Genomic DNA, 1,172 nt, shown 5'->3' with positions numbered 1-1,172 from the left:
AGTTGTTCTTTGGCTTCAACTTGCACGCGTTCTTGCTGAAGGTCTTGCTGATTATGATGCAACAGCTCAATAACACCAACACACAAGGCAACAAAAGCGAAAAAGAACAGTGCAAAATAGCACTGCTTTCTGGGTGAATAACGCATTAGCTCCCCACTAGCTCGTCCGTTACTACGAGAATTATTCTTTTATTGTTAAAATTCTTATTATCTACAAGAATAACCAATAGCCTTTGCAAAGGTAATAATTATCTGAAATTTTTATGGTTTAAATAGGCAACGGGATGCAAGGACAAGGCGATTTATTTGAAAGTACGGATTGGCAAGAGGTACGCCAAGGTAAGCTCTTTTATCAGCCAAACTTTCTTTCTCAGCAAGAAGCGGATACGTACTTTTCAACGCTTAGGAGTACCTTACCTTGGCAACAAGAACGCATAACCATTTTCGGGAAATCGGTACTTCAACCTCGTTTGCAGACTTGGCATGGCGATGCGCCTTACACCTATTCGGGTTTAACCATGGCACCTCACCCTTGGACGTCTGAGCTTTTATCACTCAAGGCTCGCTGTGAAAGCCTTGCCAACACCCCATTCAACTCTGTATTGGCGAATCTGTATCGCGACGGTCAGGATTCGATGGGATGGCACCAAGATAATGAACCAGAGCTGGGCAGAAATCCGGTGATCGCCTCGTTGAACTTAGGTGATACGCGCCGATTTGTGCTACGAAATTTACATTGTAAAACTCAAATAGAATATGAGCTCGGCCACGGCGCATTATTGATCATGGCTGGGGAGCTTCAGCACCATTGGAGACACTGCGTTCCCAAAACAGCCAAACCAAAAGGAGAACGTATCAACCTGACTTTTAGACATATTTTGAACTATTGACTCAGGTTTTACATTCTTAACAAACATTGATGATAAGTTTACATCCAGGTTATATCAGGGAATGGATTTATGCGTATCAAACCTATCAGCTTGGCGGTCTTGCTCTCTTGCTCACTCATCTTGAATGTACAGGCATCTCAAGAAGAGGTGCCTGCACTTAATTACTCTCAATCAGCACAGCTGATTCGCGACACATACGAACGTGAGTTATTCACGCTTCCTCCTTTTAAGGAAGGCCACTTTGGGCTGCGTATGTTCCGCCAAACCTTAGATGAAAAATACT

General features: G+C 43.3%; 2 protein-coding genes and 1 pseudogene. 2 read left to right on the top strand and 1 reads right to left on the bottom strand.

Annotation, left to right across the window (positions count from 1 at the left end; all coding sequences use genetic code 11):
• Positions 1-146, bottom strand: a pseudogene (locus R7127_RS26590) (sensor domain-containing diguanylate cyclase); the annotation flags it as partial.
• 137 nt (positions 147-283) lie between these two features.
• Between R7127_RS26590 and R7127_RS26585 the strand changes: the two are divergent.
• Positions 284-889, top strand: coding sequence for an alpha-ketoglutarate-dependent dioxygenase AlkB family protein (locus tag R7127_RS26585; RefSeq protein ID WP_025499423.1), 606 nt, complete (start codon positions 284-286; stop codon positions 887-889).
• Between the two features lie 69 nt (positions 890-958).
• The coding region (locus R7127_RS26580) for a DUF3541 domain-containing protein (RefSeq protein WP_318148721.1) at positions 959-1,172 on the top strand (214 nt) is incomplete at its 3' end.

Origin of the sequence: Vibrio sp. 1159, from assembly GCF_033340395.1 — a bacterium.
GTDB lineage: Bacteria > Pseudomonadota > Gammaproteobacteria > Enterobacterales > Vibrionaceae > Vibrio > Vibrio alginolyticus.
Note: the sequence above shows the minus strand (reverse complement) of the source record. Positions and strands in the feature narration are given on the sequence as shown.